Origin of the sequence: Pseudomonas sp. JS3066 (genome assembly GCF_036328175.1) — a bacterium.
GTDB lineage: Bacteria > Pseudomonadota > Gammaproteobacteria > Pseudomonadales > Pseudomonadaceae > Metapseudomonas.
The window spans coordinates 5,438,964-5,462,657 of the sequence record NZ_CP143312.1 but is presented as its reverse complement, the minus strand read 5'-3'; the positions used below and the strand labels follow the sequence as shown (position 1 = coordinate 5,462,657).

23 protein-coding genes are annotated in these 23,694 nt (G+C 64.6%); 14 read left to right on the top strand and 9 right to left on the bottom strand.

Annotation, left to right across the window (positions count from 1 at the left end; all coding sequences use genetic code 11):
* Position 1: 1 nt before the first annotated feature.
* The 3 genes from oadA (at position 2) to SA496_RS25630 (ending at position 3,472) form a co-directional block, all read left to right on the top strand.
* On the top strand, positions 2-1,807 hold the full coding sequence (oadA, locus tag SA496_RS25640; protein WP_120653883.1) for a sodium-extruding oxaloacetate decarboxylase subunit alpha: 1,806 nt from the start codon (positions 2-4) through the stop codon (positions 1,805-1,807).
* A gap of 285 nt (positions 1,808-2,092) precedes the next feature.
* Positions 2,093-2,533 carry a CBS domain-containing protein gene (locus SA496_RS25635; RefSeq protein ID WP_120653884.1) on the top strand — a complete coding sequence of 147 codons (441 nt, stop codon included), beginning with the start codon at positions 2,093-2,095 and terminating at the stop codon, positions 2,531-2,533.
* Positions 2,534-2,674: 141 nt separating this feature from the next.
* Positions 2,675-3,472, top strand: a complete 798-nt coding sequence (locus tag SA496_RS25630) for an EAL domain-containing protein (RefSeq protein WP_120653885.1) — start codon at positions 2,675-2,677, stop codon at positions 3,470-3,472.
* A gap of 217 nt (positions 3,473-3,689) precedes the next feature.
* On the opposite strand, the gene SA496_RS25625 is transcribed toward SA496_RS25630, so the two are convergent.
* Both SA496_RS25625 and SA496_RS25620 read right to left on the bottom strand, forming a co-directional pair.
* Complete coding sequence (locus SA496_RS25625; RefSeq protein ID WP_330114675.1) at positions 3,690-4,673, bottom strand: asparaginase; 984 nt, start codon at positions 4,671-4,673, stop codon at positions 3,690-3,692.
* A gap of 96 nt (positions 4,674-4,769) precedes the next feature.
* Positions 4,770-6,209 carry an alanine/glycine:cation symporter family protein gene (locus SA496_RS25620; RefSeq protein WP_120653887.1) on the bottom strand — a complete coding sequence of 480 codons (1,440 nt, stop codon included), beginning with the start codon at positions 6,207-6,209 and terminating at the stop codon, positions 4,770-4,772.
* Positions 6,210-6,394: 185 nt separating this feature from the next.
* Here SA496_RS25620 and SA496_RS25615 point away from each other — a divergent pair, with 185 nt between their 5' ends.
* Positions 6,395-7,213, top strand: coding sequence for a helix-turn-helix domain-containing protein (locus tag SA496_RS25615; RefSeq protein ID WP_120653888.1), 819 nt, complete (start codon positions 6,395-6,397; stop codon positions 7,211-7,213).
* A gap of 130 nt (positions 7,214-7,343) precedes the next feature.
* On the opposite strand, the gene SA496_RS25610 is transcribed toward SA496_RS25615, so the two are convergent.
* Genes SA496_RS25610 through SA496_RS25600 form a run of 3 tightly spaced genes read right to left on the bottom strand, consistent with a single transcriptional unit; the run spans position 7,344 to position 9,135 of the window.
* Entirely contained in the window at positions 7,344-8,018 is a 675-nt protein-coding gene (locus SA496_RS25610; RefSeq protein WP_330114674.1) for a GNAT family N-acetyltransferase, read from the bottom strand.
* 12 nt (positions 8,019-8,030) lie between these two features.
* Positions 8,031-8,483, bottom strand: a complete 453-nt coding sequence (locus SA496_RS25605) for a GNAT family N-acetyltransferase (RefSeq protein ID WP_330114673.1) — start codon at positions 8,481-8,483, stop codon at positions 8,031-8,033.
* Between the two features lie 19 nt (positions 8,484-8,502).
* Complete coding sequence (locus SA496_RS25600; protein WP_120653891.1) at positions 8,503-9,135, bottom strand: FMN-binding negative transcriptional regulator; 633 nt, start codon at positions 9,133-9,135, stop codon at positions 8,503-8,505.
* A gap of 99 nt (positions 9,136-9,234) precedes the next feature.
* Between SA496_RS25600 and pdxR the strand changes: the two genes are divergently transcribed.
* Complete coding sequence (gene pdxR / locus SA496_RS25595; RefSeq protein WP_330114672.1) at positions 9,235-10,701, top strand: MocR-like pyridoxine biosynthesis transcription factor PdxR; 1,467 nt, start codon at positions 9,235-9,237, stop codon at positions 10,699-10,701.
* 262 nt (positions 10,702-10,963) lie between these two features.
* On the opposite strand, the gene SA496_RS25590 is transcribed toward pdxR, so the two are convergent.
* Positions 10,964-12,388: an aspartate ammonia-lyase gene (locus SA496_RS25590; RefSeq protein WP_120653893.1), complete on the bottom strand. Its 1,425-nt coding sequence runs from the start codon at positions 12,386-12,388 to the stop codon at positions 10,964-10,966.
* 179 nt (positions 12,389-12,567) lie between these two features.
* Between SA496_RS25590 and SA496_RS25585 the strand changes: the two genes are divergently transcribed.
* Positions 12,568-13,476 carry a LysR substrate-binding domain-containing protein gene (locus SA496_RS25585; protein ID WP_120653894.1) on the top strand — a complete coding sequence of 303 codons (909 nt, stop codon included), beginning with the start codon at positions 12,568-12,570 and terminating at the stop codon, positions 13,474-13,476.
* A gap of 67 nt (positions 13,477-13,543) precedes the next feature.
* Here the strand turns inward: SA496_RS25585 and adhP are convergent, their stop codons facing one another.
* On the bottom strand, positions 13,544-14,566 hold the full coding sequence (gene adhP, locus SA496_RS25580) for an alcohol dehydrogenase AdhP (RefSeq protein ID WP_120653895.1): 1,023 nt from the start codon (positions 14,564-14,566) through the stop codon (positions 13,544-13,546).
* Positions 14,567-14,841: 275 nt separating this feature from the next.
* Here adhP and purE point away from each other — a divergent pair, with 275 nt between their 5' ends.
* The 4 genes from purE (at position 14,842) to SA496_RS25560 (ending at position 17,392) form a co-directional block, all read left to right on the top strand.
* Positions 14,842-15,333 carry a 5-(carboxyamino)imidazole ribonucleotide mutase gene (purE, locus tag SA496_RS25575; protein ID WP_077524410.1) on the top strand — a complete coding sequence of 164 codons (492 nt, stop codon included), beginning with the start codon at positions 14,842-14,844 and terminating at the stop codon, positions 15,331-15,333.
* A gap of 3 nt (positions 15,334-15,336) precedes the next feature.
* Entirely contained in the window at positions 15,337-16,422 is a 1,086-nt protein-coding gene (locus SA496_RS25570) for a 5-(carboxyamino)imidazole ribonucleotide synthase (RefSeq protein WP_120653896.1), read from the top strand.
* A gap of 97 nt (positions 16,423-16,519) precedes the next feature.
* Entirely contained in the window at positions 16,520-16,765 is a 246-nt protein-coding gene (locus tag SA496_RS25565; RefSeq protein WP_120653897.1) for a GlsB/YeaQ/YmgE family stress response membrane protein, read from the top strand.
* A 90-nt stretch (positions 16,766-16,855) separates the two neighbouring features.
* Positions 16,856-17,392, top strand: coding sequence for a DUF3299 domain-containing protein (locus tag SA496_RS25560; RefSeq protein WP_120653898.1), 537 nt, complete (start codon positions 16,856-16,858; stop codon positions 17,390-17,392).
* Between the two features lie 72 nt (positions 17,393-17,464).
* On the opposite strand, the gene SA496_RS25555 is transcribed toward SA496_RS25560, so the two are convergent.
* A complete protein-coding gene (locus SA496_RS25555; protein ID WP_330114671.1) occupies positions 17,465-18,373 on the bottom strand; it encodes a D-hexose-6-phosphate mutarotase in 909 nt (302 codons plus the stop codon).
* Positions 18,374-18,734: 361 nt separating this feature from the next.
* Here SA496_RS25555 and SA496_RS25550 point away from each other — a divergent pair, with 361 nt between their 5' ends.
* Genes SA496_RS25550 through SA496_RS25535 form a run of 4 tightly spaced genes read left to right on the top strand, consistent with a single transcriptional unit; the run spans position 18,735 to position 22,979 of the window.
* Entirely contained in the window at positions 18,735-19,889 is a 1,155-nt protein-coding gene (locus SA496_RS25550) for an efflux RND transporter periplasmic adaptor subunit (RefSeq protein WP_153919137.1), read from the top strand.
* The gene (locus SA496_RS25545; protein WP_120653901.1) at positions 19,886-20,572 is read left to right on the top strand and encodes an ABC transporter ATP-binding protein; all 687 of its coding nucleotides are present in this window, start codon (positions 19,886-19,888) and stop codon (positions 20,570-20,572) included. Before SA496_RS25550 ends, SA496_RS25545 begins: the two co-directional genes overlap by 4 nt.
* Positions 20,572-21,783, top strand: a complete 1,212-nt coding sequence (locus SA496_RS25540) for an ABC transporter permease (RefSeq protein ID WP_120653902.1) — start codon at positions 20,572-20,574, stop codon at positions 21,781-21,783. The genes SA496_RS25545 and SA496_RS25540 overlap by 1 nt, the downstream gene beginning before the upstream one ends.
* Entirely contained in the window at positions 21,783-22,979 is a 1,197-nt protein-coding gene (locus SA496_RS25535; RefSeq protein WP_120653903.1) for an ABC transporter permease, read from the top strand. The genes SA496_RS25540 and SA496_RS25535 overlap by 1 nt, the downstream gene beginning before the upstream one ends.
* 182 nt (positions 22,980-23,161) lie before the next feature.
* Here SA496_RS25535 and SA496_RS25530 read toward each other — a convergent pair whose 3' ends face one another.
* Positions 23,162-23,569, bottom strand: a complete 408-nt coding sequence (locus tag SA496_RS25530; protein WP_120653904.1) for an acyl-CoA thioesterase — start codon at positions 23,567-23,569, stop codon at positions 23,162-23,164.
* Positions 23,570-23,694: the final 125 nt, after the last annotated feature.

Sequence of the window (23,694 nt, the reverse complement as noted above, 5' to 3'; positions counted from 1 at the left end):
CATGAGCAAGAAGATTTCGATCACCGATACCATCCTGCGCGATGCGCACCAGTCCCTGCTGGCCACCCGCATGCGCACCGAAGACATGCTTCCGATCTGCGACAAGCTCGACAAGGTCGGCTACTGGTCGCTGGAAGTCTGGGGCGGCGCCACCTTCGACGCCTGCGTGCGCTTCCTCAAGGAAGACCCATGGGAGCGTCTGCGCAAGCTCAAGGCCGCCCTGCCCAACACCCGACTGCAAATGCTCCTGCGCGGCCAGAACCTGCTGGGCTACCGCCACTACAGCGACGACGTGGTACGCGCCTTCGTCGCCAAGGCCGCGGTCAATGGCATCGATGTGTTCCGCATCTTCGACGCGATGAACGATGTGCGTAACCTGCGCGTCTCCATCGAAGCCGTGAAGGCTGCCGGCAAGCACGCCCAGGGCACCATCGCCTACACCACCAGTCCGGTACACACCATCGACGCCTTCGTTGCCCAAGGCAAAGCCATGGCCGACATGGGCGTGGACTCCATCGCCATCAAGGACATGGCGGGCCTGCTGACCCCGTACGCCACCGGCGAGTTGGTGAAGGCGCTGAAAGAGGCGCTACCGCTGGATGTGGTCGTGCACTCCCACGACACCGCCGGCGTGGCCAGCATGTGCCAGCTCAAGGCCGTGGAAAACGGTGCTGACCGCATCGACACCGCGATCTCCAGCATGGCCTGGGGCACCAGCCACCCGGGTACCGAGTCGATGGTCGCCGCTCTGCGCGACACGCCTTTCGACACCGGCCTGGACCTGGAACTGATCCAGGAAATCGGCATGTACTTCCACGCCGTGCGCAAGAAGTACCACCAGTTCGAAAGCGAATTCACCGGCGTGGATACCCGCGTGCAGGTCAACCAGGTTCCGGGCGGCATGATCTCCAACCTGGCCAACCAGTTGAAGGAACAGGGCGCCCTGAACCGCATGCCGGAAGTGCTGGCGGAAATCCCGCGTGTTCGCGAAGACCTCGGCTTCCCGCCCCTGGTCACCCCGACCTCGCAGATCGTCGGTACCCAGGCGTTCTTCAACGTGCTGGCCGGTGAGCGCTACAAGACCATCACCAACGAGGTGAAGCTCTACCTGCAAGGCCGCTACGGCAAGGCGCCTGGCCAGATCAACGAGCAACTGCGTCGCCAGGCCATCGGCAACGAAGAAGTCATCGACGTGCGTCCGGCGGACCTGCTCAAGCCGGAGCTGAACAAGCTGCGCGAAGACATCGGCAGCCTCGCCAAGTGCGAAGAGGACGTGCTGACCTTCGCCATGTTCCCGGACATCGGCCGCAAGTTCCTCGAAGAGCGTGCCGCCGGCACCCTGAAGCCGGAAGAACTGCTGCCCATGCCCAACGGCAAGGGTGCGGCCCCGGTCGGCGGCGAAGGCACTCCGACCGAGTTCGTGGTGGACGTGCATGGCGAGAGCTACCGCATCGACATCACCGGTGTCGGCGTGAAGAGCGACGGCAAGCGCCACTTCTACCTGTCCATCGACGGCATGCCGGAAGAAGTGGTATTCGAGCCGCTCAACGAGTTCGTCGCAGGCTCCGGCAGCAAGCGCAAGAGCGCCAGCGCACCGGGCGATGTCAGCACCACCATGCCGGGCAACATCGTCGATGTGCTGGTGAAGGAAGGCGACCAGGTGAAAGCCGGTCAGGCCGTGCTGATCACCGAGGCCATGAAGATGGAAACCGAAGTCCAGTCGCCCATCGACGGTGCCGTCAAGGCAGTCCATGTGGCCAAGGGCGACCGCGTGAACCCGGGCGAAGTCCTGATCGAAATCGCCTGATTGCTCCGGCGATAGTCCCCGTAGGGAGCCGCAAGGCTCCCTTTTTTTGTGCCTGGGAAACGGGCAGACGATCGTTCCGTAGAGCGATTTCAATCTCCATGGCGCTCCGAGGGACTGCCTTGCTGAGCCTGCAGGGCGACTGAACTCGCTCCCATCGGCACCTGGCAACCCGCTTCTGCCCATCAATGAAATTTTCAATAGCTACCATGCAAATCTCTTCTTGGCGCCGCGGTCACGACCGCGCGCATTCTGGCCTTCCAGCCAACGCTACCGGAGGGAATACAGATGAAGACCGTCGCACAGATGCTCCGCGCCAAGCCGCGGCAGAACGTCCACACCATTGATGTCGCAGCGCCGATGCTCGAGGCGTTGCGAATGATGGCCGAACTGAACATCGGCGCTTTGCCGGTGACCGAGGGCGGACACCTGGTCGGTATCGTCAGCGAGCGCGACTACGCGCGCAAAGGCGTGCTGCAGGGGCGCTCGTCCGTGGCGACCGTGGTGCGTGAGTTCATGACCGAGCCGGTGCTGACGGTGACTTCGAAGCAGAGCATTCGTGAATGCATGTCGCTGATGACCGAGCAGCACATGCGCCACCTCCCGGTAGTGGAAGACGGTGAGTTGGTCGGCCTGCTGTCCATCGGCGACCTGGTGAAAGAAGCCATGGCCGAGCAGGACGACCTGATCCTGCATCTGGAGCAGTACATCCGCGGTGAAGTGGCCTGAGTCCGCAGGAAGCCCGGCCCCTCGGGGCCGGTAGCCCTTATCCGTCCAGGGCGCTGGCCCGAAATGAAGATTTCTGATTTCCATCAACGGGAACCGGGCGCCTAGCCTGCCGGCTCTTTTCGAGCTGCGGGTACCCGCCCCATGTCCCTTCCTTCCAATCGCCAGGGCGGCACCACGTTCCCCGCCCGACCCTTGACCGCAGCCCGCATGGGCGAAGTCAGGCTGCAACCGATCAAGGACCGACAAGACCGGGTCGTCGGTTTTGAAAGCCTCGCCCGTTTTGCCTTCGACTCCTTCATCAAAAGCACCGAAGATGCCATCGCCAGGCTGCCGCAGGACGACCTGCAGCGGCTCACGCGCGAGCTGCTCCAGGGGGTACGCATCCGCTGCATGCTCAATCGCAGCTATACCCGCTATCTGCACGACACCCAGGCCGGCAGCCTACCGGTTCGGCACTTCGTCAATGTCGAGAAGCGAAGTCTGGCGGAATCGGAACTGGTCGAAGATCTCATCGAAAGCGCTGCCGACTTGCGCTGCTCCGGTGCCCTGCTGGTGGTCGAAGTCACGGAGCGCCCAACGGTTTGCTTCGACAGCTTCAGGTCCTACATGAAGGGCCTGATGCGCCTGAAGGAGGAAGGCGTGCTGGTGGCGCTAGACGACTACGACCTCGGCCGCCCGGCCCACTGGGAACTCGACCTGGGCCTGTGCGATGTCGTGAAGCTCGACCTTGCGGAACTGGGTGTTCCGCAGCATGAGGATGGGGATTTTCTGTCCAGCCGCTACGCCGTGCTGGGCGAAAGGCTGTACGACTTCATTCATCGCTATCAGGTGGACCTGGTGGCGGAAAAGATCGAGACCGGCTGGCAGCACGAGGTCGCCAAGGGGCTCCCGTTCAAGCTGTTCCAGGGCTATCGCCTCGGCCATCCGGTGCGGATGTAAGCCGTCGCGGCAGCCCTCTCATGCATGCCCGATCCGGACCGGGTGGCCAGCGCGGTGCCGTTGCTTCGCTGCTGCTCGACATCGGCCTGATTGCGGCGCCACTGCGAGCGCCGGACAAGCGCCATCCACCCTTGTATCTCGACTGTCGTCCTGCCAAGGGGCGAATTCATTCGTCAAGGGCAGCTCCGCTGCCCCCAACGATGCTTATGGTGAGTGTTCAGTCCACCATTTCCCCACAGAGGTCCACCGCGAACCACTGCTCCACCTCGGCCTGGTGCAAGCCGGCACCGAGCAGGGCGAACAATTTGCCCAGGGCCGCCTCGCGGGTCATACCGCCTGCGGGTACCAGGCCGGTGGCCAGCAGTTGGCTGCCGGCAGCATATACACCCGCTTGCACGTGCCCAGCCGGGCACTGGCTGGAGGCGACGAGCACCACGCCGCGCTGGTGGGCGGCGTGCAACGTATCGAGCAGCGCCTTGTCGTCTGCCGGGCCGGTGCCACTGCCATAGCACTCCAGCACCAATCCCTGCACACCACTGGAAAGCAGCGCTTCCACGTGACTGGCCGCAAGACCGGGGAACAGCGGGAGTACCGCGAGGTTCACCGGCTGGCGCGAGACGCGGAAGTCGAGGCCGGCGGGAATGACGTCGGCACGTTCACCCATGCGGGTTCGCGGAAACACGGTGAACGCGTCGAAAGCTTCCGAGCGCAGCTTGCTGGCGCGGGCGCCATGCAGCAGCTCGCCATTGAAAAAGAGTTGCACACCAGGCGCGACTCCGGCCTGGAGTGCGTGGATGGCCCCCAGCAGGTTGGGCCAGGCATCGCTGCCCTCGCTGCCAGCCGGCAACATGGCGCCGGTCAGCACCACGGGGACGGGCAAGCCAAGAAGCAGGAAGCCGAGGGCCGCCGCGCTGTAGGCCAGGGTGTCGGTGCCGTGCAGAAGGAGCACGCCGTCGTGGCCGCGCTCCACCGCGTCGACGATGGCCTCACGCATGGCCAGCCAGTTGGCCTGGCGCATGTTGGCGCTGTCGATCAGCGGCAGCAGTTCCTGGAAGCTCCAGTCCAGTGCCAATCCCTGGCCGTCCAGCTGCTCGCGCATGCGTGCCTCGAATCCACTGGCCGGAGCGAGGCCTTCGGGAGTCTGCAGCATGCCGATGGTGCCGCCGGTGTAGAGCACGAAGAGGTTCTTCACAGCATTCATGGGTGTGGATAACTCGGAAAAGCAAAGGTGCAGATACGACAGTGCCGCTCCCCGCGTCAGCGGAGGAGCGGCACCAGGTCTTGCTGGTACAGCGAATCAGCGATGGCTCTGAGCCAGTTTGCCTGCCGCTTCGGCAATGGAGGTTTCCGCCTTTTTGTTCCAGGCGTCGTGGTCGATGTCCAGGTCGGTGAACTTGCTGGCGTCGAACACTGGCTCTTCCACGCCGGCCTTAATCTGGGCGTCGTAGTCGTGCATCAGGCGCATGCCGATCTTGAACAGAAGCGCGATGGCCACCAGGTTCACCAGGGCCAGCAGACCCATGGTCACGTCGGCGAAGCCGAACACGGTGGACAGGTCCTGCATGGAACCCCACAGCACCAGGGCCATAACCAGCACGCGGTAGGCCTGGAGCAGGATGCGCTTGGTGCTGAAGAAGCTCAGCGCGTTCTCACCCAGGTAGTAGTTGTACACCAGGGTGGTGAACACGAAGAGCAGCAGCGCCACGCTCACGAAGATGCGGCCCCATTCGCCGACTTCCGCCGCCAGGGCGGTCTGCGTCAGCACGACGCCAGCCATCTCGCTGCCCGGCTGGTACACGCCGGAGAGCAGGATGATCAGTGCGGTGCTGGTGCACACCAGCAGGGTGTCGATGAATACGCTGAGGGACTGCACGATGCCCTGGGCAGCCGGGTGTTTGACCTCGGCTACGGCGGCTACGTTGGGCGCGCTGCCCAGGCCCGCTTCGTTGGAGAACAGGCCGCGCTTCACACCCATCAGGATGGCTGCGCCCACGCCGCCGGCAAAGGCAGGCTCCAGGCCAAAGGCACTCTTGACGATCAGGGCCAGGGTCGCCGGCACTTCGGTGAAGTTCATGCCGATTACCACCAACGCCATCAGGATGTAGGTACCCGCCATGATCGGCACGAGGACGTCAGCCATCGCGGCGATGCGCTTGATGCCACCGAACACGATCAGGCCGATAACACCCACCAGGGCGACTCCGCTGATCCAGGTCGGCAGACCGAAGGTGTCATGCAGCGAGGTGGCCACGGTGAAGGATTGCACGGCGTTGAAACCGAAGCCGAAGGTCACCAGCAGCAGGATCGAGAAGATCACCGCCAGCCAGCGCTGGCCGAGGCCATGCAGGATGTAGAAGGCCGGGCCGCCACGGTAGGTGCCATCGGCTTCGCGACGCTTGTAGAGCTGGGCCAGGGAGCACTCGAAGTAGCTGGTCGCCATGCCGAGCAGCGCCACGACCCACATCCAGAACACCGCGCCTGGACCGCCGAGCATGATGGCGACCGCGACACCGGCGATGTTGCCTGCGCCCACGCGGCCTGCAACTGACAGCATCAGGGCCTGGAAGCCGCTCAGTTGGCCTTCCTTGCGCTGCAGCGCCTGGCCGAAGATGCGGAACATGTCGCTGAAGTAACGGAACTGGACAAAACGGGAGCTGATGGAGAAGAAAAGACCGAGTCCGACAAGGACTACGATCAGCAATTTGCTCCAGAGGAGGTCATTGAGGAAATCGAGCATGGCGATTCACCTGATCCAGTTGTTGTTGTTGGCAATCAGCGCAGCGGCCGGGACGGGAGAGCCGCTTTGCTGGGAGGGTTGCGCATGTTTGTGCAAGGAAAGGCACGGGGCAATTTCGCAGGTTGCACCTAATTGGCGCGAGTTGACGCTATAATCGCGCCACTCGCATCCACTCGGGCGGTAGCATGGCAGAGTATCTCGGCAACAATTTGAAACTTCTGTGCAGCCACTACCGCTCTATCGCGGAGGTTTGCCGCAAGCTGGGTATCAATCGCGCCCAGTTCAACAAGTACCTGAGTGGCCAGAGCCGGCCGACCGCCTACAACCTCAAGCGCATCTGCGATTTCTTCGGTGTCGAGGATTACGAACTAGGGCTGCCGCCGGAGCAGTTCTCCCGTTTGCTGGGTACTCGCCCGGTTGGCCAGGAGGGGGCAGGGCGCTCCGATCCGTTGATGGAACTGTTCGCCCCGTTACGCGAGCAGTCGGGCAACCTGTCGCGTTATTGCGGCTTCTACTTCGAGTACTCCAACTGCATGTCGGTGCCTGGCACTGTCCTGCTTTCTCTGGTGCGCCTGTGGGAAGACGACGGCAACTTCCTCTTCGAGCGCCAGGAACGCCAGGAGCGTTCCAGCAGCACCGAAGTCCAGGCGGAAGACTGGGTGCGATGCTGCTACCGGGGAGCGGCTTTCCAGTTGCAGGACCGGCTGTTCCTGATGGATTACGAGTCGCTCACCTTGAACGAGATGAGCCAGACCATCCTCATCCCCAGCTACAAGAGCCGAATCACTCGCCTCAACGGACTTAAAACCGGCGTCTCCAGCGGTGACCGGCGCAATCCCGCCTGCACCCGCGTGGTATGGGAATACCTGGGCCAGGAGATCAATCGCGTCGCCGCCTACCGCCAGGTGAAGCTCTACCGCCCCGACGACCCGCGCATCGACGACGACGTACGACAGCGCCTGGACGTGGCGCCGTTGAAGAACGGGTTATTCGAGATCGAGTGAGATAGAGGTAGGGTGCGCCCTGCACATTGGAGCCGCGTTTGTAGGGTGGACCCCGCTCCACCGGTCCACCAGCGGGGTTCGGCTGGACTGCGCGGGTAGATGGTAGAGCGCCATCCACCCTTGGAACGGTTCAACTCCTGAGCCCTTCCAGGGATTGGCGCTGCCGTCCCTCTCCGTCGAAGTTATCCACAGACAGCCAGCGCTCGAAGGCCTCGCGGCACGTCGGCCATTCGCCGTCGATGATGGAGAACCAGGCGGTGTCGCGGTTCTGGCCCTTGACGATCATGTGCTGACGGAACAGCCCTTCGTAGCTGAAGCCCAGGCGCTCTGCGGCACGCATGGAGCGGGCGTTGCTGGCGTTGCACTTCCATTCCAGGCGACGGTAGCCAAGGTCGTCGAAGGCATGCCGGGCCAGCAGCCAGACCGCTTCGGTGGAGCCCGGCGTGCGTTGCATGGCCTTGCCGAAGGCGATGTGGCCAATCTCGATGGCCCCGTCCTTCGGGGCGATGCGCAGGTAGCTGAAGATGCCGAGCGCGCGGCCGCTGGCGAGGTCTATCACCGTGTAGAAGAGCGGGTCGCGGCTCTCGGCATTGCCCGCCAGCCAGGCATCGAAGGGCTCGCGGCTGGCGAAGGGGCCGTAGGGCAGGTAATCCCAGAGCGCCGGATCGGGGCCTTGCAGGGCCTGCCAGAGATCATCGCCGTGGCGCGAGACGTCCAGCGCCTCCAGGCGGACGAAACGGCCGGGCAGCGGCGTTTGGGCGGGAACGGGACGGGGTTGCCAGTGGCTCAGGTCCTGGGTGCTCATGGTGCTCTCCGGTCAGAGGATCTTGCGGTACTGGACGAAGCCGGAACGGTCGGCGATGCGGTCGTAGAGCTGCATGGCGTCGGTGTTGGTCTCGTGGGTCAGCCAGTGCACTCGCGAAACGCCAGTGGTGCGTGCCTGTGCATAGACGTGTTCGATCAACTGGCGGCCGATGCCGCCGCCACGCAGGCCTTCGGCTACGTACAGGTCCTGCAGGTAGCAATAGTCACCGACGGTCCAGCAGCTGCGGTGGTAGATGAAATGCACCAGGCCCACGGCTTTGCCGTCCTGCCAGGCCAAGGCGGCGTGCATGGGTTCGGCCGGGTCGAGGAAGCGCTGCCAGGTGACGGCGGTGGTCTCGGCGGGGATTTCGGTCTTGTAGAAACGCTGGTAGCCCTGCCAGAGCGGCAGCCAGGCGGCATGGTCGGCGGCGCTGAGCGGACGGATATCAAGCGGTGCGGGGGACATTGGATTCCTTCCTGTGGGGTCAGTCGACAAGGGTCATGCGCGCTGCCAGTTCGTGGTCGCGCGGGTTGGACGAGACAGTCAGTCCCTCGCGAACACCGGCCTGGTCGGCGGTCGAGCGGTTCTGGCCGAGCTTCCATTTGCCTTCCAGGCGGCGGATTGGCAGAGCGAAGCCGACAATGGCGCGGAGCATGCTGTCGAGGTACTCGCGCGGTGCATCGTTCACCGCCCAGGGTTGCGGACGGCCGGATTCATGGCGGTCGCTGAGGCGGCTGACCAGTTGCAGCAGGCGCTCGGAGTCGTCGAAGACTTCCGCCTGGCCCCAGGCATGCACGGCGATGTAGTTCCAGGTGGGCACGACCTTGCCGTGCTCGGCCTTGGCCGGGTACCAGTTGGGGGTGACGTAGGCGTCCGGGCCGGAAAATACCACCAGTGTCTCGGCGCCTTCGGCGAGGTCGCGCCAGTGCGGGTTGGCGCGGGCGAAGTGGCCGTAGAGGGTGCCGAACTCGCCTTCATCCGGTTCCAATAGCAGCGGCAGGTGGCTGGCCATCAGGCCTTTGCTGCCCGAGCTGGTGAGCACGGCGAGGCCAGTGGCTTGCATCTGTGCGTGAAGCTGGGCGAGGTCATCCTGGCGAAAGGAAGAGGGGACGTACATGAAGGCTTCTCCTGGCGGAATGTCTTCATGCTAGGCAGGATATTGGTCTGTTGTAAGAGCCATTTACTGCCAGTTCGATAGAGCCAATCGAGGCCGGATATGCCTGCCACACCACCGTTGCCCGTCGACCTCTCCGGCATCCGCCTGGACCCGGCCCAGGGGTTGTCGCGCCAGCTCTACCAGGCCCTGCGCGAGCGGATTCTCGATGGCCGTCTGGGCAGCCGCACGCGTCTGCCGGCGACGCGCGATCTTGCCGCGCTGCTGGGCATTTCGCGTAACACCGTGACCCGTGCCTTCGACCAGCTCTACGCGGAGGGCTATGTGGAAGGGCGCGTGGGCGATGGAACCTACGTAGCGGACTTATCCACAGCGCGGCCGGAACTGCCGCCAGTTCCCAAGGGGCCGGCACCTGGTCCGGCTCTGGAGCTTCTGCACAACCACCATCTGCCGCCGCCGGTAACGGGTGCGCCCCGGGCCTTCCGCATCGGCGTGCCGGCCTTCGACCTGTTTCCCTTCGAGACCTGGGCGCGCTTGCAGGCGCGCTTCTGGCGCAAGCCTTCGCCGGCACGCCTGGGATACGGCGACCCGGCGGGAGACTGGAACCTGCGCGAGCTGATTGCCGCCTACCTGCGCAGCAGTCGCGGGCTGTCCTGCGACCCGGCGCAGGTGGTGATCACCTGTGGCGCCCAGCAGGCCATCAGCCTCTGCGCCCAGTTGCTGGTGCAGCCGGGTGATCGCGTGGCTATCGAGAACCCTGGCTATCGCGCCGCTGGCCATGCCTTCGCCGTGGCGGGCGCCGAGCTGTGCGGTGTGCCTGTGGATAAAGACGGTCTGGACAGTGCCGCACTGGCAGCGGTGGATAACTGCCGGCTGGTCTATGTCACGCCCTCGCACCAGTACCCCACGGGCGTGACGCTGTCGCTGGCGCGGCGCCTGGAACTGCTGGAATGGGCCGAACGCCGTGATGGCTGGATAGTCGAGGACGACTACGACGGCGAATACCGCTACAGCGGAACGCCACTGGCGCCCCTGGCAGCACTGGACCGGCAGGGGCGGGTGATCTACGTCGGTACCTTCTGCAAGATCACCTTCCCCGCGCTGCGCCTGGGATACCTGCTGTTACCGCCGGCCCTGGCCGAATCCTTCGCCCGGCGTCGCGCGCTGGACATGCGCCACTCGGAAATCGGCACCCAGGCGGTGATGGCGGAGTTCATCGCTGCGGGCCATTTCCAGCGCCATGTACGGCGCATGAGATTGGCCGCCCGTGCCCGTCGCGATGCCCTGTTGCGGGATTGGCCGGAAACCATTCCGGGGTGCTCGCCGATGCCGCCGGTGGATGCTGGCTTGCACCTGTGCGTGCGGGCGGACAGCCTGGCTCGGGAACGAGAGCTGGTGGACCGTGCCCGTGCCGCCGGTGTGGAGCTGAATGGGCTCAGCGAATACTGGCTGGAGAACAGTACCGAGCCTGTGGATAACCGCGCCGGGCTGGTGCTGGGCTTCGCCGCCGTGCCGGAGGCGCAGATCGCCGAAGCGATACGCATGCTGCGCAAGGCCTGGCGACTGTAGGAGCGAGCTTGCTCGCGAAGCGTTCCACCAGGCCCATTCGCGAGCAGAGCTCGCTCCTACGGTCTGTAGCCCGGATGCACGCCGGTTCACCATCGTGGCCCGACTCGACGCCGCTGGTGGACTTGAAAAGCGATATCCACCCTACAAGCTGGTTCGGGATAGGGGCGCGGCGGCACTTTTCCACAGGCAAAAAAAAGGATGGCTGGCGCCATCCTCGAAGGATGAAGGGGCAGGGCCCCTCCTGGTGAGTTCGTTTGCCTGATCAGGCCTTCAGCGGCACGAGGCGCGGGGCGATCATGTTTTCCGGGCGGAGGATGTCGGCCAGCATGGACTCGTCCAGCAGCTTCTCCTCACGCACCAGTTCCAGCACGCCGCGGCCACTTTCCAGGGCTTCCTTGGCGATGCGGGTGGCGTTCTCGTAACCGATGTACGGGTTCAGTGCGGTGATCAGGCCGATGGAGTTTTCCATCAGGCGGCGGCAGTGCTCGACGTTGGCGGTGATGCCGACGATGCAGTGCTCGCGCAGCATGTCCATGGCACGTTGCAGCAGGCGGATCGAGTCGAAGATCTTGTAGGCGATCAGCGGCTCCATGACGTTCAGCTGCAGCTGGCCGCCTTCGGCTGCCAGGGTCAGGGCCAGGTCGTTGCCGATGACTTCGAAGGCCACCTGGTTGACGGCTTCCGGGATAACCGGGTTGACCTTGCCCGGCATGATCGAGCTGCCCGGCTGGCGCGGCGGCAGGTTGATCTCGTTGATGCCGGTACGCGGGCCACTGGAGAGCAGGCGCAGGTCGTTGCAGATCTTCGACAGCTTGACCGCGGTGCGCTTGAGCATGCCGGAGAACAGCACGAAGGCGCCCATGTCGGAGGTCGCTTCGATCAGGTCGGCGGCCGGTTTCAGCGGCTGGCCGCTGATGGCGGCGAGGCGCTCAACGGCCAGGTGTTGGTAGCCGGGGTCAGCGTTGATGCCGGTGCCGATTGCAGTACCGCCCAGGTTCACTTCGGTCAGCAATTCCGGCGCCAGGCGGCGCAGGCGGTCGAGGTCTTCGCCCAGGGTGGTGGCGAAGGCCTTGAACTCTTGGCCGAGGGTCATGGGTACGGCGTCCTGCAGCTGGGTCCGGCCCATTTTCAGTACGTCGGCGAACTCCACGCCTTTGGCGGCGAATGCCTGGATCAGGCTGTCGAGGCTGGCCAGCAGGGCATCGTGGCCCAGCAGCAGGCCGAGACGGATGGCGGTCGGGTAGGCGTCGTTGGTCGACTGCGCCATGTTCACGTCGTTGTTCGGGTGCAGGTACTTGTACTCACCCTTCTGCTTGCCCATGGCCTCGAGGGCGATGTTGGCGATCACTTCGTTGGCGTTCATGTTGGTGGAGGTACCGGCGCCACCCTGGATCATGTCCACCACGAACTGGTCGTGGAAGTCACCGCGGATCAGGCGAGCGCAGGCTTCGCTGATCGCAGCGTGCTTGTCGGCGCTGAGGTGACCGAGCTGCTTGTTCGCATCGGCGGCGGCCTGCTTGACCATTGCCAGGGCTACGACCAGCTTCGGGTAGTGCGACAGCGGTACGCCGGACAGCCGGAAGTTGTGAACCGCGCGCAGGGTCTGGATGCCGTAATAGGCCTCGGAGGAAACTTCGAGGGTGCCGAGCAGGTCTTTTTCGATGCGGAAGGATGCAGCGGAGGACATGATGTCATTCATCTCTGGGGGAACACGGCTAGCGCCGCGATGCCCAATAATCTAGGCCTCTGGCCGTTTGTCGGCCAATGCTGTTATTCGCTGGGTCATGCACAATCGGCATAATGTACGAGTGACGCGGGTTCGGCCGCGAGCGTGTGCACCAAAATCGAGCATCTCGGAATCTGACGATGAACCTGGAAACCAAATGGCTGGAAGACTTCGTTGCCCTGGCCAACACCCGCAGCTTTTCCCAGGCCGCGGAGCGGCGTTTCGTCACCCAGCCGGCCTTCAGCCGACGCATCCGTAGCCTGGAGGCGGCGCTGGGGCTGACGCTGGTCAACCGCTCACGCACGCCCATCGAGCTGACCGAGTCGGGCCAGCTGTTCCTGGTCACCGCGCGCAGCATGGTGGAGCAGCTGGGTGACGTGGTCCGCCATCTGCACCACCTGGAAGGCCAGCAGGGCGAGGTGCTGCAGTTCGCCGCCGCGCACTCGCTGGCGCTGGGCTTCTTCCCGCAGTGGATCGCGCGGTTGCGGGCCGACGGACTGAACATCGCCAGCCGGCTGATCGCCACCAACGTCGGTGAAGCTGTGCATTCGCTGCGCGAGGGGGGCTGCGACTTGATCCTGGCTTTCTACGATCCGGATGCCGCCCTGCAGATGGACCCGGAAATCTTCCCGTCCATGAATCTGGGGCGTACCGAGATGCTCCCGGTGTGTGCGGCAGGGCCCGATGGCAAGCCGCTCTTCGAGCTGGACAGCGGCCAGAGTGTGCCGCTGCTGGCCTATAGCGCCGGCGCCTTCCTCGGACGCTCCGTGAACATTCTCCTGCGTCAACGCGCCTTGCGCGCGACCACGGTGTACGAAACGGCCATGGCCGACAGCTTGAAGAGCATGGCGCTACAGGGGTTGGGCGTGGCCTGGGTGCCTCGCTTCAGCGCCCAGGCCGAGCTGGCCCGTGGTGACCTGGTGATCTGTGGTGGCAGCCAGTGGCATGTGCCGCTGGAAATCCGCTTGTACCGCTGCGCCCTGGTGCGCAAGGCAGCGATCCGCTTGCTCTGGCGCAAGCTGGAAGGCGGCGTTGGGGGCGAGGGGTAGGAGCGAGCTTGCTCGCGAGCCCTGCCGGCGCATTCGCCAGCAAGCTGGCTCCTTCAGTCTCGATCGCCTAGACCTCGACGACGATCCGCCCTTCGATCTTGCCAGCGCGCATCTGCTCGAAGATGCCGTTGATGTTGTCCAGCTTGTCCTTGTGGATGGTGGCTTTGACCAGGCCTTCGCCAGCGAAGTCCAGGGCTTCCTGCAGGTCGGCGCGGGTGCCGACGATGGAGCCGGTGATGCTGATGGCCTTCAGCACTACATCGAAGATTGGAGTGGGGAAGTCACCCGGCGGCAGGCCCACCAGGGCCACGGTACCGTGGCGTCGCGCCATGCCGATGGCCTGGCCGAAGGCGCTATTGGAGACGGCGGTGACCAGAACGCCGTGGGCGCCACCAATATCCCGCTGGATCACCTCGGCAGGATTCTCGTCGCGTGCGTTGATGGTCAGGCTGGCGCCGAGCTTGCGCGCGAGTTCCAGCTTGGTGTCATCCACATCCACGGCGGCGACGTGCAGCCCCATGGCGCGGGCGTACTGCACGGCGACATGGCCAAGGCCGCCGATGCCGGAAATCGCTACCCACTGGCCGGGCCGCGCACCAGTCACCTTAAGCCCCTTGTAGACGGTGACGCCGGCGCAAAGAATCGGCGCTATCTCCGCGAATTCGACGTTTTTCGGCAGTATTCCGACGAAGTTTGGGTCAGCCAGCACATATTCGGCGTAGCCGCCATTTACCGAATAGCCGGTGTTCTGCTGGCTCTCGCAGAGGGTTTCCCAACCGGTCAGGCAGTGCTCGCAGCAGCCGCAGGCGGTATAGAGCCAGGGCACGCCAACGCGGTCACCTTCTTTGATGCGGGTGACTCCGGCCCCCACCGCCGCAACAAAACCGACGCCTTCGTGGCCAGGGATGAACGGCAGGCTGGGTTTCACGGGCCAGTCGCCCTCGGCGGCATGCAGGTCGGTGTGGCAGACGCCCGAGGCTTCGATCTTCACCAGAATCTGCCCGGGGCCGGGCAGGGGAACCTTTACTTGCTCGATCCGTAGCGGCTCGCCAAAGGCATGGACAACCGCAGCTTTCATGGTCTGGTTCATGGCATGCACCTCCTTGGAAAAGAGTTGCGATTCTGCGCCGCCATCTCTCGCGAGCATTGCGCTGGAGCAAGGTTTAGCTGCGCCCACGCCGCCTGGCGACGGCTCTGGACGAGCGGTAAGGGCAAGTGCACGCCAGGCGTGGCTTTGCGTTATACTGCGCGGCCTTCGGCCGGCAGCGCACCCCGCAGCACGGCCCACATTGCAGACAAGCCACGCCATTGCGTGGCTTGTTGTTTTTGGTCGCGCCAACCGGCGCACTTTGATGAGGCACGACGATGAGCGCACTGGTAGGCGTGATCATGGGCTCCAAGTCCGATTGGAGCACCCTCAGCCACACCACCGACATGCTGGAAAAGCTGGGCATTCCCTATGAGGTGAAGGTGGTGTCCGCCCACCGCACCCCGGACCTGCTGTTCCAGTACGCCGAGGAAGCCGAAGGCCGTGGCATCGAGGTGATCATCGCCGGTGCCGGCGGTGCTGCCCACCTGCCGGGCATGTGTGCCGCCAAGACCCACCTGCCGGTGCTGGGCGTACCGGTGCAGTCGTCCATGCTCTCGGGCGTCGATTCCCTGCTGTCCATCGTGCAGATGCCCGCCGGCATTCCGGTCGCCACCCTGGCCATCGGCAAGGCCGGTGCGATCAACGCGGCGCTGCTGGCAGCAAGCATCCTTGGCGGCAAGTATCCGAAGTACCACGTTGCGCTGAAGGACTTCCGCCGCGAGCAGACCGACATGGTCCTGGACAATCCAGACCCGCGCGAGGCCTGACCCATGAAGATCGGCGTAATCGGTGGCGGCCAGTTGGGTCGCATGATGGCCCTGGCGGGCACTCCGCTGGGCATGAACTTCGCCTTCCTCGACCCGGCCCCGGATGCCTGCGCCCAGGCGCTTGGCGAGCACATCCGCGCCGACTACGGCGACCAGGACCACCTGCGCCAACTGGCCGATGAAGTGGATCTGGTGACCTTCGAGTTCGAGAGCGTACCGGCCGAGACCGTGGCTTTCCTCTCGCAGTTCGTGCCGGTCTACCCAAGCGCGGATGCCCTGCGTATCGCCCGCGACCGCTGGTTCGAGAAGTCGATGTTCAAGGACCTCGGCATCCCCACCCCGGAATTCGCCGATATCCAGTCCCAGGCCGACCTCGACTCCGCAGCTGCCAGCATCGGCCTGCCGGCGGTGCTCAAGACCCGCACCCTGGGTTACGACGGCAAGGGCCAGAAGGTCCTGCGCAAGCCGGAAGACGTGGTTGGTGCGTTCGCTGAACTGGGTAGCGTGCCCTGCATCCTGGAAGGCTTCGTGCCCTTCACCGGCGAAGTGTCCCTGGTGGCAGTGCGTGCTCGCGATGGCGAAACCCGCTTCTACCCGCTGGTGCACAACACCCATGAGAACGGCATCCTGCGCCTCTCAATCGCCAGCACCGACCACCCGCTGCAAGCCCTGGCCGAGGATTATGTCGGCCGCGTGCTGACCAAGCTGGACTACGTCGGCGTGCTGGCCTTCGAGTTCTTCGAGGTGGATGGCGGCCTGAAGGCCAACGAGATCGCCCCGCGCGTTCACAACTCCGGCCACTGGACCATCGAAGGCGCCGAGTGCAGCCAGTTCGAGAACCACCTGCGTGCCGTCGCCGGCCTGCCGCTGGGTTCGACTGCCAAGCTGGGCGAGAGCGCAATGCTCAACTTCATCGGTGAAGTGCCGGCTGTGGATAAGGTGATTTCCATCGCTGACTGCCACCTGCACCACTACGGCAAGGCCTTCAAGGCTGGCCGCAAAGTGGGTCATGCCACCCTGCGCTGCGCTGATCGCGCCACGCTCGACCGCCAGATCGCGGCGGTCGAAGCGCTGATCGACCCGGCCTGATGCACCCACGGCCGCCCCGCAATGGGGCGGTCGATGGCGTGATAGCCGCCGCCCATCTAGGCTCAGGCATGCCTCAACTACCTTCGGAGGGCATGTTATGGGGATCATTGGCACCATCTTCATCGGGCTGATCGTTGGCCTGATCGCACGCTTCATCAAACCCGGCGACGACAGCATGGGCTGGATCATGACGATCCTGATCGGTGTTGGCGGTTCGCTGCTCGCCACCTATGGCGGTCAGGCCGCGGGCATTTACCAGGCCGGACAGGTCGCGGGCTTCATCGGCGCGGTGGTTGGCGCTGTGGTGCTGCTGGTGATCTATGGCCTGGTGCGAAAGAGCTAGTGCTGCATTCGGTGGGGCTGGGAACCGCCTTCCCGCGCAGTTAGTCTTAGCGCCTGATTGTTCCCGCCCCATGCGTTAAAGAGTCCTCTCATGCGCCGTCTTGCCTGCCTCCTGCTGCTGTTCTGCTGCACCTTTGCCCGTGCCGAGCTTCCCGAAACCGACTGGCTGGAACTGATGCCGCCGGAGGACCGCAAGGCACTGGAGGAAATGCCTGACATCAGCCACGACAGCCCCGAGGCCGATGGGACTTTTGGGCAGAGGGGCGGCCTCAAGCAGCAGGACAAGAACCTGCCAGCGGTGATGTATTCCGCCAAGACGGTTGCCGCGCTGAATGGCAAGACAATCCATATCGGCGGTTATCCGGTGCCCCTGGAAAGCGATGCCAAGGGCCGCAGCACCCTATTCTTCCTGGTGCCTTACCCCGGCGCCTGTATTCATGTCCCGCCGCCACCGCCGAACCAGATCGTGCTGGTGCGTTACCCCAAGGGCATCCAGCTGGACGACATCTACGCGCCCATCTGGGTCGACGGCACGTTGAAGGTCGAGAACGTCAGCAATGACCTGGCCGATGCCGCCTATGCCTTGGACGCCGGGCAGGTGCGATTGGTGGAAGAGGGGGACTTGTAGTTCGGCGAGGGTATGTTCGCAGGATGGGTTTCGCGGGCTCCACCCATCCTGCAAATTCGCCAAGGTGGCGGATCAGAGCGGCTTGCTGCTGACGTTGAGCACCATCTGGTGTGTTTCGCCGGGCCTGATGACCAGTAGATCATCCATCACCCGCGCGGTCTCGATGCAGAGCATTCCTTGCCAGGCGTCTTCGGCGAACTGCGACAGGCGCTTGGACTTGTCGATCCATGGGTTCCACACCACTGCCGAGGTGGAGCCTTCCACGTCGAGCTGGATACGACGATTCCAGGCACGGTCGATGATGCTCATGCTACTGGGCGTATCCAGGTAGATGCGGTCGGTTTCGCCGGAGAAGGCGATATTTCCCTGCTGCTTGCGGCGCTGCCATTCTTCCAGGGTCTCGATGTAGGGGCAGCGATCCAGGCCTTCCACTTGCACCTCGCGGATGTCGCTGACGGCAAAGTAGCTGTGCAGCGCCTGGCTGATGGCCAGTGGGGTGTCGCCGCTGTTACGGGTGGAGAGCGTCATCTGCAGGCCTTGGTCCAGCAGGATCGACAGCTTCAACTCGGCGGGGTGGGGCCAACTGGGCAGGGGTTCGCCAGCGGTATCCACGGTGAATTCCAGGCGCACTGCCGGGCCTTCGCTGTCGATGCCGAGCAACGTCCAGTCGCGCTCGCGCACCAGGCCGTGGGCCGGGCTGATGGGGCCACCCTCGTGCATGCGCTGGATGTCGGCCGGGTTGCGTCGCAGGTCGCCGAACCAGGGCCAGCACACCGGTACGCCGCCGCGCACCGCCTTGCCCTTCTGATAGCCCGCCTGGCCGCTCAGCCAGATCACCGGTTCCTCGCCATGTGGCTGGTAGCTGAGGATCTGTGCGCCTTGCTGGGTCATAAGCATTTCCGCGTGACGGGTATGTACTCGCCAGCAGACCAGTTCATCCACCTCCAGCTGTTCCACGGTGGGCAGGGTTTCGTCGTACATCGCAATCTCCACTTGCTGTGCTGTCGGGCCGCCGAGGCGCCATTTGCTATTTCCAATCAGCTTGGCAGAGGCGGCAAGGGCTTTCTCGGGATTCGACCAGAAGCAGCGCGTCCAGGTTGAGAATGACCTTATTTTGACGCGTTCTCATTCTCTATCTGCAAGTGTCTATCCATTTGTCGGCATTTTGACATTGATGGTCAGAGGCCCCGGACTGCAAGGGCTTGGGCATTCTGCTGCTAAGGCCTTCATTTATGAGCGGTCCTGTCCCCAGGGCCGGGGAATGTCGGCACGCTGGTGCTGAAAAGGGCTGTCGGCGGCGCACCTAGACTCTGCTTACCCGCTCGCAAGTGGAGCCGATACCATGCGCAAGCTACTGATAATTATTCCCATTTTTGCCTCTCTGGCGATGCTGCTGGGGTTTTGGGCGCGGCCCGAACCTGTGCCGGTGCAGCTGGTGGAGGTGGCCAAGGGAGACGTGGAAACCCTGGTGGCCAATACCCGGGCGGGGACAGTGAAGGCGTGTCGGCGTGCGCACCTGTCATTCAAGACCGGCGGCCAGGTCAGCGAATTGCTGATCCACGCCGGGCAACGTGTGCAGGCCGGCGATGTGCTGATGCGGCTGCGCCAGGATGACCTTTTGGCAAGGGTGGAAGAGGCCCGTGCGCGGCTCGATGCCCAGCGCAACCTGCGCGAGCAGAGCTGCCGACAGGCCAGCCAGGACCAGCGCGACCAGAACCGGCTCGAACGTCTGGCCGAGCGCAAGCTGGCCTCTGAAGACCTGCTGGACCAGAGCGTCACCCGCGCCCGGCTGTCCCAGCTCCTGTGCAGTGGTGGCGAGGCGAAAATCCGCGAAGCCGCCGCCAGCCTCGACCTGCAAATGGCGCAGCTCGACCAGGCCACCCTGCGCGCGCCCTTCTCCGGCATCGTGGCGGAGATCAACGGCGAACTGGGTGAGGTGGTGACGCCCTCGCCGCCGGGTATCCCGACACCGCCGGCGGTTGACCTGATAGATGACCAGTGCCTTTACGTCGAAGCGCCCATAGACGAAGTGGACGCAGCGCTGGTGCGCCCAGGCATGCCAGTGCGCATCACCCTCGATGCCTTCCGCGGGCAGAGCTTCGAAGGACGTGTGAGCCGAATCGCGCCCTTCGTTCGTGAGCTGGAAAAGCAGGCGCGAACGGTGGATGTGGAAGTCACATTCGAGCGAGTGCCGGCAGACCTGCTTCTGCTCAGCGGCTACAGCGCCGATGTGGAAATCCTCCTGGCACAGCGCGAGCAAACCCTGCGAGTGCCAACGGAAAGCCTGCTGGAGGGCGGCAAGGTGCTGCGTTACGACCCGAACAATGGGCACCTGCGCGAGCAGAAGGTGGAAATTGGCCTGGCCAACTGGCGCTGGAGCGAAGTGAAGGGCGGCCTGGCTCCGGGTGACCGCATCCTGCCCAGCCTGCAGCAGGAGGGTCTTGCCGACGGTAGCGTGGTCAGCCCAAGCGGCGAAGTCGGGGGGGCGGCGCGATGATCCTCATGCACCAGGTCAGTCGCTGCTTCCAGCTCGGCGAGCAGCGCGTACGCGGCCTTGATCAACTGAGCCTGGAAGTGGCCGACGGCGAGTACCTGGCGATCACCGGTGCCTCCGGCTCGGGCAAATCGACCCTGTTGAATATCCTCGGCTTGCTGGATGCCCCCGACAGCGGTGAGTTCTGGCTGGATGAAGAGGCCACCGCCTGCCTGCGTGAGGATCGCCGCGCGGCGTTGCGCAGCCGGCTGATTGGCTTCGTCTTCCAGTCTTTCCACCTCATCCCGCGCCTGACCGCGCTGGAGAACATCGAGTTGCCCATGCTGCTGGCCGGTATCGAGCCTTGCGAGCGTCGTCGCCGCAGCCTGCAATTGGCCGAGCGTCTGGGGCTCGCCGAACGCTTGCGCCATCATCCCGCCGAATTGTCCGGCGGCCAGCGCCAGCGGGTGGCCATCGCTCGCGCCATGGTGATGCGGCCGCGCCTGTTGTTGGCGGACGAACCCACCGGGAATCTCGACAGCCAATCCGGCGCCGAGGTGGTGGCCCTGCTTGAAGAGCTGAATGCCGACGGCCTGACGCTGATCCTGGTGACCCACGACGCGCAGCACGCTGCACGCGCCCATCGCCAGATCCAGATGCGTGACGGCTGCATCCTCAGTGACCGGCACCAGGGAGCGTTTGCCTGATGGAGCCGCTGGACGCCTGCCGATTCTGGCTGGGCGCCATGCGCGGGCACGGCTCGCGCAGTGTCATGTTGCTGCTGGCGATGGCCGTGGGCGTTTTCTTCGTGACCCTGCTGGGTGGGTTGGGGGAGGGCGCGCGGACCTACGTGCTGGGTGAATTCTCGCTGCTCGGGCGGGACATCCTCATCGTTCTTCCGGGGCGCAATGAAACCACGGGCGGCATGCCGCCCATCACCGGCATGGCACCTCGGCCGCTGACCCAGGCGGACGCGGTTTCCCTCCAGCGGCTTCCGTCGGTGCGCCAGGTGGCGCCGCTGCATGCCGGGCAAGTGGAAGTCAGCCGCGACAACCGCAATCGCGAGGCGCTCACCCTTGGAACTACCCGCGCATTCTTCGCCATTCGCCAATTGCGCCTTGCCCAGGGCGTGGCACTGCCGGACCTGGAGCCGGGGCAGGCTGATGAAGTCTGTGTGATTGGCAGTCGCCTGCGCACCGAGCTGTTCGGCACTGCCCCGGCACTGGGGCAGTGGCTGCGGGCGGGCGACCGGCGTTTCCGGGTGATCGGCGTGCTGGACGAGCGCGGCGAATCCCTTGGGATGGACTTTTCCGAAGCGCTGATCGTGCCTGTGACCAGCGCAGAGGCGCTGTTCGACCGTGAAGGGTTGTTCCGTGTCTTCGTCGAGGCTCGTGGCCCCAGCTACCTCGACAGCGCCAGGCGCCAGGTGCTGGCGACCCTGAAGGAACGTCACCAGGGTGAGGAAGACGTCACCCTGCTCAGCCAGGACTCCATGCTTGCCGCCTTCGATAGCATCCTCGGCGGCCTGACATTGGCGCTGGCCGGCATCGCCGCCATCAGCTTGCTCGTCGCCGGCATCCTGATCATGAACGTCACCTGGATCGCCGTCCTGCAACGAACCGCCGAGATTGGCCTGCTCAAGGCTGTGGGCGCCAGCTCCGATCAGGTGCGTCTGTTGTTCCTCGGCGAAGCTGCCCTGCTGGCGCTGCTGGGCGCCACGATGGGTCTGGCACTTGGCGAGCTATTGCTCTGGATCGGACGCCTGGCTAGTGGCTTGCCACTGTATGCGCCCTGGTGGGCGCGGCTGGGCGCGCCGTCGCTGGCGCTGGCGGCTGCCGTGCTGTTCGCCTGGCTGCCGGCCAGCCACGCCGCTGCGCAGGTGCCGGTGCAGGCCTTGCGCCCGCAAGGCAGCCACTGATGCGCTGGCGCGACAGCCTCGACCTGTGCAGCTCGTCCCTGTTCAGCCAACCGCTGCGCAGCCTGCTGACCCTGCTCGGCGTGGCCATCGGCATCGCCGCCGTGGCGCTGCTCACGGCCATGGGAGAGGGTTTGCGCAATCGCGTGCTGGACAGTTTCGCGCAGTTCGGCACGCGGGTTGTCACGGTCCGCCCCGGCACATTGCCCACTGGCGGTATCGGCGGGATTCTCGCCAGCGCCCGTCCCCTGACCATCGCCGATGCGGATGCCCTGGGACGGCTGCCCCATGCCGAAGCCGTGGTGCCGATCATCCAGGGTAACGGCGACATCCAGGCGGGCGGCCGGCAGCGACGTGTGGATATCCTCGGTACGGGTTCGCAGTTGGCGGACGCCTGGCGGGTACAGATGGCCGCAGGGAGTTTCCTGCCACCCTCGCGGGATGGCCGTACGCCGCCGTATCTCGTGCTGGGGGCGAAGTTGTCGACGGAGTTGTTCGGGAGCGCCAGCCCGGTGGGCCAGCGGGTGCGGGTGGGCGGTATGAGTTTCCGGGTCATCGGTGTCATGGCGAGCAAGGGCAACCTGCTGGGCTTCGATCTCGATGACATCGCCTACATCCCGGTGGACTGGGCGGAGTTCCTGTTCAATCGCGAGGGGCTGGTGAAGGTTCACGTGTTGTTCGAGGACAGCGCTCCCGCTGAAGCCTTTGCCGAGGATGTGCGCCGATTGCTGGTGGAGCGACACGGCCGCGAGGATTTCCGCATGACTTCACAGGGCGATCTGCTGGGTAGCCTGAATCGCATCCTCGCCACCCTGACCCTGGGCATCGCGGCCCTTGGCGGCGTATCCCTTCTGGTGGGTGCGGTGGGCATCCTCACCATCATGACCACCACGGTCGAGGAACGAACGGCTGAAATCGGCCTGCTGCGGGCCATTGGCGCGGCGCCGCGCCAGGTGCTGGCGCTGTTCCTCACCGAGGCGACGCTGCTTTCGCTGCTGGGTGGACTGTTGGGGCTGGTGATGGTCTTCCTGCTGGTGGGCATGCTGCACTGGACGGTGCCGGGTCTGCCGCTGAGTCTGGACCTGTCGCTGGTGCTGCTGGCGCTGTTGTTGTCGGCGCTCGTCGGCATTGGTGCTGGAATCGCGCCGGCCCGACGCGCGGCGCGGCTGCATCCGGTGGATGCCTTGCGGCTGGAATGAAGGCTGGTTTGCAGGGTGGGCCACGCATCATCGGTCCACCATTGGTGTCGGGTCGACTCCGCTGGCTTGCTTTGGGGGCGATTTCAATCGCGAATGAATTCGCTCCCACAGGGTCGTCATGAGCAAACCATGGGGCCGCCCATGAAAAAGGGCCGCTGTTGCGGCCCTTCCTGTGTTTGCAGTCAGCCCCGGCGCGGCGGGACTGGACGGGTGCGGCCGCTACCATCGATGGCGACGAAGACGAACACCGCTTCGGTGACCTTGCGCCATTCGCTGGAAAGCGGGTCGTCGCTCCAGACTTCCACCAGCATCTGGATCGAGCTGCGGCCGATCTCCAGCGTCTGGGTATAGAAGGAGAGCTGGGCGCCCACGGCTACCGGGACCAGGAAGGCCATGCGGTCGATGGCCACGGTGGCCACGCGGCCTGCGGCCACCTTGCTGGCCATGGCAGTACCCGCCAGGTCCATCTGGGAAACCAGCCAGCCGCCGTAGATGTCGCCGAAACCGTTGGTTTCACGCGGGAGCGCGGTGATCTGCAGGGCGAGGTCGCCTTGCGGGGTAAGGTTCTCTTCTTCTTCGATATCGATCATGCCGGAATAGCCTGTTTCGTGTGTGTGGCGCCAATGCCTGGAAGGGACGTTACCCCCTACCTTCCCTGTGCGCCGCCGACCCACTGCATGCCGACCTGCGCTGAACTGCGCGCAGTATATAGCCA

What these genes read in the sequence shown, in the direction of transcription:
- SA496_RS25630 (WP_120653885.1), top strand. Translation starts at nt 2,675, where the DNA reads ATGTCCCTTCCTTCCAATCGCCAGGGCGGCACCACGTTCCCCGCCCGA.
- SA496_RS25545 (WP_120653901.1), top strand. Translation starts at nt 19,886, where the DNA reads ATGATCCTCATGCACCAGGTCAGTCGCTGCTTCCAGCTCGGCGAGCAG.
- SA496_RS25555 (WP_330114671.1), bottom strand. Translation starts at nt 18,373, where the DNA reads ATGTACGACGAAACCCTGCCCACCGTGGAACAGCTGGAGGTGGATGAA.
- SA496_RS25535 (WP_120653903.1), top strand. Translation starts at nt 21,783, where the DNA reads ATGCGCTGGCGCGACAGCCTCGACCTGTGCAGCTCGTCCCTGTTCAGC.
- pdxR (WP_330114672.1), top strand. Translation starts at nt 9,235, where the DNA reads ATGCCTGCCACACCACCGTTGCCCGTCGACCTCTCCGGCATCCGCCTG.
- SA496_RS25610 (WP_330114674.1), bottom strand. Translation starts at nt 8,018, where the DNA reads ATGAGCACCCAGGACCTGAGCCACTGGCAACCCCGTCCCGTTCCCGCC.
- SA496_RS25585 (WP_120653894.1), top strand. Translation starts at nt 12,568, where the DNA reads ATGAACCTGGAAACCAAATGGCTGGAAGACTTCGTTGCCCTGGCCAAC.
- SA496_RS25590 (WP_120653893.1), bottom strand. Translation starts at nt 12,388, where the DNA reads ATGTCCTCCGCTGCATCCTTCCGCATCGAAAAAGACCTGCTCGGCACC.
- SA496_RS25605 (WP_330114673.1), bottom strand. Translation starts at nt 8,483, where the DNA reads ATGTCCCCCGCACCGCTTGATATCCGTCCGCTCAGCGCCGCCGACCAT.
- SA496_RS25600 (WP_120653891.1), bottom strand. Translation starts at nt 9,135, where the DNA reads ATGTACGTCCCCTCTTCCTTTCGCCAGGATGACCTCGCCCAGCTTCAC.
- SA496_RS25620 (WP_120653887.1), bottom strand. Translation starts at nt 6,209, where the DNA reads ATGCTCGATTTCCTCAATGACCTCCTCTGGAGCAAATTGCTGATCGTA.
- SA496_RS25625 (WP_330114675.1), bottom strand. Translation starts at nt 4,673, where the DNA reads ATGAATGCTGTGAAGAACCTCTTCGTGCTCTACACCGGCGGCACCATC.
- SA496_RS25635 (WP_120653884.1), top strand. Translation starts at nt 2,093, where the DNA reads ATGAAGACCGTCGCACAGATGCTCCGCGCCAAGCCGCGGCAGAACGTC.
- purE (WP_077524410.1), top strand. Translation starts at nt 14,842, where the DNA reads ATGAGCGCACTGGTAGGCGTGATCATGGGCTCCAAGTCCGATTGGAGC.
- SA496_RS25550 (WP_153919137.1), top strand. Translation starts at nt 18,735, where the DNA reads ATGCGCAAGCTACTGATAATTATTCCCATTTTTGCCTCTCTGGCGATG.
- SA496_RS25530 (WP_120653904.1), bottom strand. Translation starts at nt 23,569, where the DNA reads ATGATCGATATCGAAGAAGAAGAGAACCTTACCCCGCAAGGCGACCTC.
- oadA (WP_120653883.1), top strand. Translation starts at nt 2, where the DNA reads ATGAGCAAGAAGATTTCGATCACCGATACCATCCTGCGCGATGCGCAC.
- SA496_RS25540 (WP_120653902.1), top strand. Translation starts at nt 20,572, where the DNA reads ATGGAGCCGCTGGACGCCTGCCGATTCTGGCTGGGCGCCATGCGCGGG.
- SA496_RS25615 (WP_120653888.1), top strand. Translation starts at nt 6,395, where the DNA reads ATGGCAGAGTATCTCGGCAACAATTTGAAACTTCTGTGCAGCCACTAC.
- adhP (WP_120653895.1), bottom strand. Translation starts at nt 14,566, where the DNA reads ATGAACCAGACCATGAAAGCTGCGGTTGTCCATGCCTTTGGCGAGCCG.
- SA496_RS25565 (WP_120653897.1), top strand. Translation starts at nt 16,520, where the DNA reads ATGGGGATCATTGGCACCATCTTCATCGGGCTGATCGTTGGCCTGATC.
- SA496_RS25570 (WP_120653896.1), top strand. Translation starts at nt 15,337, where the DNA reads ATGAAGATCGGCGTAATCGGTGGCGGCCAGTTGGGTCGCATGATGGCC.
- SA496_RS25560 (WP_120653898.1), top strand. Translation starts at nt 16,856, where the DNA reads ATGCGCCGTCTTGCCTGCCTCCTGCTGCTGTTCTGCTGCACCTTTGCC.